This is a genomic window from Herbaspirillum autotrophicum, assembly GCF_001189915.1.
GTDB lineage: Bacteria > Pseudomonadota > Gammaproteobacteria > Burkholderiales > Burkholderiaceae_D > Herbaspirillum > Herbaspirillum autotrophicum.
On sequence record NZ_LFLS01000021.1, the window covers coordinates 102634 to 109408 of the forward strand.

Below are 6775 nucleotides of genomic sequence, written 5' to 3' on the forward strand. Positions count from 1 at the left end.
TCACGGAATACTGTCCAGATAACGCTGGATATGCGTCACCAGCTGATTCAGGGAGCTTGAACTCAGCAAGAAGATCAGATGGCCCTGGGTGTGGCGCTTTTCGATCATGAGATCGATGTGCAAGACCAGCACGTAGGCATCATCGTTGCTATCGGCGACCAGCCGCTCGGAGATGTCATCGGGCGACGACACCAGATAGGTCGGCAGCGAACTGCCGAGCACGATGCCGAGCATATCGGACATGGCGGACATGCAGGCGTTGAGAATGATATTGCCGAGTTCGCACATGGCTTCCTGCTCGAACTCGGCCAGATCTTCGAGCGACATCTGCGAACCCATCATATCGCGCACGATTTCGAGCGCATGATCTTCGGTAAACAACAGCACCGCTTCGGCGTCGAACGGACCGGTGAAAAACTGGCTGACCGTGGCAAACCGGCTATGCGACAACGCCAGCACCTTGGCGTTGACTTCATTCGACTTGAGAATTTCAATCGACGGCACCGACAGCCGCACCCCGTCGCCGACGATTTCACTGAGGCTTTGCGCCGCACGACCGGCACCGACATTAAATACTTCCGTCAGGGCGTCGAGTTCAATCTCGGTCAGGATATTCATTATTCGCCTGTAAAGTGCGCCAATGCCTGTCCGATGGATTTGTCAGTCACCGGCTTGGCAACAAATACCGCGCCGAGTTGCTTCGAGCGTGATTGCACGGATTCCTGAATATTGGCCGAAAAGATGGCGATCCGCACCTGCGGGTAACTGGCCAGAATGATTTCTGCGGCATCCGTCCCGAGCATGCCGGGCATGTTGATATCCATGGTGCAAAAATCCGGCACTTCGCGCTTGACCACTTCGATTGCTTCATCGCCACTGGCGGCTTCCAGGATCTGCCAGTCGGCATGCCGGGCCAACACGTGGGCCTTGATGACCATGCGCGAAACCTTGCTGTCATCAACGATCAATACTTTTTTTGCGGGAAATTGCTCTGACATAGTGTGTAAGCTCGGTGATCGGCATTGTTAGACGTTGCTAAACTGGCTGCATTTTACATCCATTCACACCGGAAACCGACTGCTGGCGGGGCGAAAGCTCACTGCGATGTTGCAAATCAGACAAAACATCGCCAAAATTCCTGCCCGGAAACAGCCCCGCCCTGCGGTCAGGATACGGCGCAAAAAACACCTGCCGCGCACGCCGTCAGGATATGAAAAAAGGGAAGCCGGCGGGTTTCCCCGGGCTTCCCTTGTCATCTCACTGCATCTGCTTGCGTCGCGTTCTTCAGCAGCAGCGGCCCACCCGCCCCTTGCCGCCATACCGGGCTTCCTGCCGCTCCCGGAAAAACGCTTCATAGGTCATCGGCGTTTGCTCCGGATGCGTTTGCTGCATGTGGGCAACATACACCTCATATTCAGGCACCCCGACCATCAAGCGCATGGTTTGCCCGGCGTAACGCTTCAGTGTCAGCAACTCCTGCAATATGTTTTTCATCTGCGCGCCTGTCAGTTTTGCGGCGATACACCGGCCGGCATGGGTTCATAAGGAGTCTCGGCCACACTCACCTGCCCTGAGCGCCGCGCCTGCAACACGGTACGAATACCGAATACCAGCACGCTGATCAGCACCAGCATGAACATCGCTGCCAGTCCGGCGTCGACGTAATCGTTGAAAATCACCTGCTGCATTTGCTCCACCGATTTGGCCGGCGCCAGCAACTTGCCTTCGGCCAGCGCGCTTTGATACTTGCTGGCATGGGCCAGGAAGCCGATGCGCGGATTGGCGTCAAACACTTTTTGCCAGCCGGCAGTCAGAGTGCAGATCAAAATCCAGACCGTGGGCACGATCGTGACCCAGGCAAAGCGGTCGCGTTTCATCTTGAACAGGACGCAGGTTGCCAGAATCAGGGCAATACCGGCCAGCATCTGGTTGGAGATACCGAACAACGGCCACAAGGTATTGATGCCGCCGAGCGGATCGACCACGCCTTGATACAGGAAGTAGCCCCAGCCGGCCACGCACAGGCCGGTGGCGGTCAGACTGGCGACCCACGAGTCGGTACGTTTCATGGCCGGCATGAAGGTGCCCAGCAAATCCTGCAGCATGAAACGTCCGGCGCGGGTACCGGCATCGACTGCGGTCAGAATGAACAGCGCTTCAAACAGAATCGCAAAGTGATACCAGAACGCCATCATCGCCGTGCCGCCGGTAAAGCCCGACAGAATCTGCGCCATGCCGACTGCCAGCGTCGGTGCGCCGCCGGCGCGCGAGATGATGGTGTGTTCGCCCACCGCCTGTGCGGTGTGGGTCAGCATTTCCGGCGTCAGATAAAAGCCCCATTGCGATACCGCCTGCGCCACCTGCTCCGGCGTAGTGCCGATCAGCGCCGCCGGACTGTTCATCGCGAAGTAAATCCCCGGTTCGATGCACGATGCGGCGACCAGCGCCATGATCGCCACAAAGGATTCCATCAGCATCGCGCCATAGCCGATGAAACGCGCATGGCGTTCGTTTTCCAGCAATTTGGGCGTGGTCCCCGAAGCGATCAGCGCATGAAAACCCGACACCGCACCGCAGGCAATCGTGATGAACAGGAATGGGAACAAGGAACCGGACCAGACCGGGCCGCTGCCGTCGATGAATTGCGTCACCGCGTGCATCTTCAGATTCGGCGCGATAAAGATGATGCCGATTGCCAGGCCCAGAATGGTGCCGATCTTGAGAAAGGTCGACAGGTAATCACGTGGCGCCAGCAACAGCCACACCGGCAATACCGAGGCGATGAAGCCGTAGCCGATCAGCATCCAGGTCAATTCCTTGCCGGTGAAGGTAAACATCTGTGCAGTCACCGCATGTTCCTGCACATACTGGCCGCCGATGATGGCCAGCATCAGCAGCACAAAACCGATCAGAGATACTTCACCGACCCGGCCCGGACGCAGATAACGCGTATAGACACCCATGAACAACGCGATCGGAATGGTGGCTGCCACGGTGAAGGTGCCCCACGGCGATTCGGCCAGCGCCTTGACCACGATCAGGGCCAGCACCGCCAGAATGATCACCATGATCATGAACGCGCCAAACAGCGCAATCACGCCCGGCACATGGCCCAGTTCGGACTTGATCAGATCGCCGAGCGAACGGCCGTCACGCCGGGTCGAAATGAACAGCACCATGAAGTCCTGTACCGCGCCGGCGAACACGACGCCGGCCAGGATCCACAGCATGCCGGGCAAATACCCCATCTGCGCGGCGAGCACCGGCCCCACCAGCGGTCCGGCGCCGGCAATGGCGGCGAAGTGATGGCCGAACAAGACGTACTTGTTGGTCGGCACATAGTCCAGACCGTCGTTGAACTTGTAGGCCGGCGTCATGCGCCCCGGGTCCAGGCTCAATACCTTTTCCGAAATATACAGGCTGTAGAAACGGTAAGCGATCAGGTAGACGCACACGGCGGCGATCACGATCCATACGGCACTGATCGATTCGCCCCGTTGCAACGCCACGTAGCCGAGTGCGAACGCCCCGACCAGGGCCAGCGCAAGCCAGCCCAGCTTTGAAATTAACTGGTTCATTGTTCTCCTCCCGTGCAGGGATGTCGGTAATTGAAATATTGTTTTTATGCTTGCCGGGAATACCAGCGCTTCCCGATCCGGCAAGCCACCCGCAGCAAGTGGCGTAGTATTTGACATCTGCGGATCGCCCACAAGCGGAGTACTACGCAGACCATCTACGTAGGATTGCGTAGTGCGCCCCCAATGCCTTTATGTAGAATTCGCTGCATGAAACTCAGACAAAAGATCATTTTTCTGGCAATTGCACCGTTGTTGCTGGCCTTGTGCGTGATCGCGCTGGTGGTGCGCCATCAGGCGGTACAGCTCGGGCAACAGCAACGGCAATCGGTCGAGACCGCTTATCTGGCCAGCAAGGATGCCGAACTCAAGCACTATGTCGATCTGGCCGCACGCGCGATTGCGCATCTGTCCGAATCCGGCCGCGATGATGCCCGGATCAAGGAAGAGGCGATTCGCATTCTGGCGCGCCTTGACTACGGCAACGATGGTTATTTCTTTGTCTACGATCAACACGGAAAAAATCTGATGCACCCGCGCCAGCCTGAGCTGGAGGGCAAGAATTTGTGGGAATGGCGCGATGCCAGTGGCAGTCCGACCATTCAGCATCTGATCGCACTGGCCAATCAGGGTGGCGGCTATGAGCGCTATCTGTGGCAAAAGCCATCCAGCCAGACGGTCGCCCCCAAGCTCGGTTATGTGGTGGCGATACCGCGCTGGGGCTGGGTGCTGGGAACCGGCATTTATCTCGATGATGTCGATGCCGCGCTGGAAAAGATCGATCAGCAAGTCTCGGGACACATTCGTAAAACCATGTGGCTGCTGGCCGGCATTGCGATTCTGAGTGCGCTGGTGATTGCGCTGTCGGGCTGGCTGCTCAATATCAGCGAACACCGGGTAGCCGATGCCAAACTGAAACATCTGGCGCAACGCGTGGTGCGTTCGCAAGAGGAAGAACGCGCGCGTCTGTCACGCGATTTGCATGACGGCATCAGTCAGTGGCTGATATCGATCAAACTGCAAATCGAAGCCGCCGTGATCCGCCTCACCGGCTCTCCCGATCAAGCCATTGCAGCGCGGGTCGCACTGGAACGCACGGCATTGCAGATCAATGACGTGCTGGGCGAAGTGCGCCGCATATCGCAGGATTTGCGGCCCGCCATTCTGGATGATCTGGGGCTGGCGGCGGCGCTGGAACACTTATGCCAGGAGCGCAGCAGTCACAGCCAGACACCGATCCGTTTCAAGGCGGAAGCGGACGATGACACGCTGCCCAAAGGTGCCAATACGGTGTTGTTCCGCATTGCTCAGGAAGCCCTCACCAATATCGCCCGCCACGCCCATGCCAGTGAAATTTCCATGACGTTGCAGCGCGCTGCGCAGTCGATCATCCTGGAAATCAGCGACAATGGCGTCGGCTTCGATCTGGAACAAATCAACAATAACCCGCAACGCGGCATCGGCCTGCGCAACATGGCAGAACGACTGGAAGCGGTCGACGGTCATCTGGCGTTGCGCTCGTCAGCCGCCGGCACTACCGTCACCGCGCGTATTCCCTACCCTTTTGATCCGGCCCTTACTCATGTCTGAAGCAACTGCATCACGTATTACCCGCATCATGCTGGTCGACGACCATCCGCTGGTGCGTGACGGCCTGCGCGCGCGTCTGGAAGCGGTATCCGGCCTGCAAGTCGTGGCCGAAGCCGGTACTGCGGCGCAGGCATTGCAACAGGCAAAACTGCACACCATCGATATGGTGTTGATGGATATCAACATGCCCGGCGTCAACGGCATCGAACTGACGCGCCAGTTTCACAGCGACTTCCCGGAAATCGCGGTATTGATTCTGAGCATGCATGACAAGGGCGAATATGTGATGCAGTCGATTCAGGCCGGCGCCCGCGGGTATGTGCTCAAGGATGCCCCAAGTCAGGACATCATCCAGGCCATCGAAACCGTGATTTCCGGCGGCATCTATTACAGCGCCGCACTCGCCAGAAAAATTTCGCAACCGCTGGCCGCCGGCGAAGCACTGACGGCACGTGAGCATCAGATTCTGCAACACATCGCCAATGGCGAATCCAACAAGCACATCGCGCGTGAACTCGATCTCAGTGTGCGGACGGTGGAAACCCATCGCCTGAATATCAAGCGCAAACTGGGTATCGACGGTCTGGCCGAACTGATCAAGTTTGCGGTGGAGCAGCGGTATCAGTGAGGTCCAGCACACTCACGCTGCCGTAAGCAATGGCATGCGGCGTGGCAGCCGCCAGGTGCGCCATACCGTTTGCCGATGAGGCGTGCAACGCCGCTTGCAGCAAGCGAATGCTGCCGGCGTGACAGATCACGATGAGGTCCGGCACCGCCAGCAAGCGCAAGTCCTGGTAACAGGCGCGGATGCGTTGCGCCATCTGCAACACGCTCTCGCCACCGCCGGGCCGGTAGTCCACCGGCTGCGCCGCCCAGGCGTCAATCGCGGCCTGTGCAATCTGGTCCCAGGCACACATTTCCCAGTCACCGAAATGCATTTCCGCCAGCCGCGCATCGTAATGTACCGGCCCGCCGTGCAATGCTTGCGCCAACGGTTCCGCGAGGCTGGCACAACGTTGCAAAGGACTGGAAAACAAAGGTGCGCCATGCGGCAGATTGGGAATGAGCACCTGCAAAACGGCATCGCGCTCGCTGCTGCTTACCGCCACGTCGCTGCTGCCGTAGCACATGCCCGGCGGCACCAGTGTTTGCGAATGACGGATCAGATGGAGGCGCATGGTGCGAGATTGACCCCGTGGTCAGAATTGCAGACTGGCCAGCAAGCCAAGATAGAAACCCACTTCACTCAACTGTTGTACGGCGCCGAGACAGTCGCCGGTATAGCCGCCAATGCGACGGCTGAATTTACGCGCCAGAAACAGCGTAGCCAACAAGGCCAGCAAGCCGCCGGCCACCATGGCCGGCCATGCCAGCCATCCCGTCACGGCGATGACCAGCGCGGCAATCAGCACGGTGATGGCGGCAATCGCGAATTCGGCGGTGGACATCTGTTGCGCCAGCGGCTTGACCTTGCCCTCTTCCCGTACATACTCCATGCGCCAGATCAGGGCTGCAGCCAGAGCGCGCGACAAGGAATGTCCCAGCAATAAAGCCGGCATCACCTGTGCCGCCGGCAACGACGTCAGGGCCGCGACCTTGAGCGCCAGCAT

8 protein-coding genes are annotated in these 6775 nt (G+C 58.7%); 2 read left to right on the forward strand and 6 right to left on the reverse strand.

The window, feature by feature from the left end; genetic code table 11:
- The 4 genes from AKL27_RS16870 to AKL27_RS16885 all read right to left on the reverse strand — a co-directional run bounded on the left by AKL27_RS16870 (window position 1) and on the right by AKL27_RS16885 (window position 3578).
- Window positions 1-618, reverse strand: a complete 618-nt coding sequence (locus tag AKL27_RS16870) for a chemotaxis protein CheC (RefSeq protein ID WP_050464010.1) — start codon at window positions 616-618, stop codon at window positions 1-3.
- Window positions 618-998 carry a response regulator transcription factor gene (locus AKL27_RS16875; RefSeq protein WP_050464011.1) on the reverse strand — a complete coding sequence of 127 codons (381 nt, stop codon included), beginning with the start codon at window positions 996-998 and terminating at the stop codon, window positions 618-620. The genes AKL27_RS16870 and AKL27_RS16875 overlap by 1 nt, the downstream gene beginning before the upstream one ends.
- Before the next feature lie 286 nt (window positions 999-1284).
- Window positions 1285-1494 carry a YbdD/YjiX family protein gene (locus AKL27_RS16880; RefSeq protein WP_050464012.1) on the reverse strand — a complete coding sequence of 70 codons (210 nt, stop codon included), beginning with the start codon at window positions 1492-1494 and terminating at the stop codon, window positions 1285-1287.
- An 11-nt stretch (window positions 1495-1505) separates the two neighbouring features.
- Window positions 1506-3578, reverse strand: a complete 2073-nt coding sequence (locus tag AKL27_RS16885; protein WP_050464013.1) for a carbon starvation CstA family protein — start codon at window positions 3576-3578, stop codon at window positions 1506-1508.
- Window positions 3579-3785: 207 nt separating this feature from the next.
- Between AKL27_RS16885 and AKL27_RS16890 the strand changes: the two genes are divergently transcribed.
- Window positions 3786-5165 carry a cache domain-containing protein gene (locus AKL27_RS16890; protein WP_050464014.1) on the forward strand — a complete coding sequence of 460 codons (1380 nt, stop codon included), beginning with the start codon at window positions 3786-3788 and terminating at the stop codon, window positions 5163-5165.
- Window positions 5158-5793 (forward strand): response regulator, encoded by a 636-nt coding sequence (locus AKL27_RS16895; RefSeq protein WP_050464015.1) that lies wholly within the window; start codon window positions 5158-5160, stop codon window positions 5791-5793. Before AKL27_RS16890 ends, AKL27_RS16895 begins: the two co-directional genes overlap by 8 nt.
- Here the strand turns inward: AKL27_RS16895 and AKL27_RS16900 are convergent.
- Together AKL27_RS16900 and AKL27_RS16905 are read right to left on the reverse strand one after the other, a co-directional pair.
- Entirely contained in the window at window positions 5762-6343 is a 582-nt protein-coding gene (locus tag AKL27_RS16900; protein ID WP_050464016.1) for a histidine phosphatase family protein, read from the reverse strand. The two genes, AKL27_RS16895 and AKL27_RS16900, sit on opposite strands and share 32 nt — an antisense overlap.
- A gap of 21 nt (window positions 6344-6364) precedes the next feature.
- Window positions 6365-6775, reverse strand: a 411-nt coding sequence (locus tag AKL27_RS16905) for an adenosylcobinamide-GDP ribazoletransferase (protein WP_198155995.1), incomplete at its 5' end; no start/stop codon positions are given.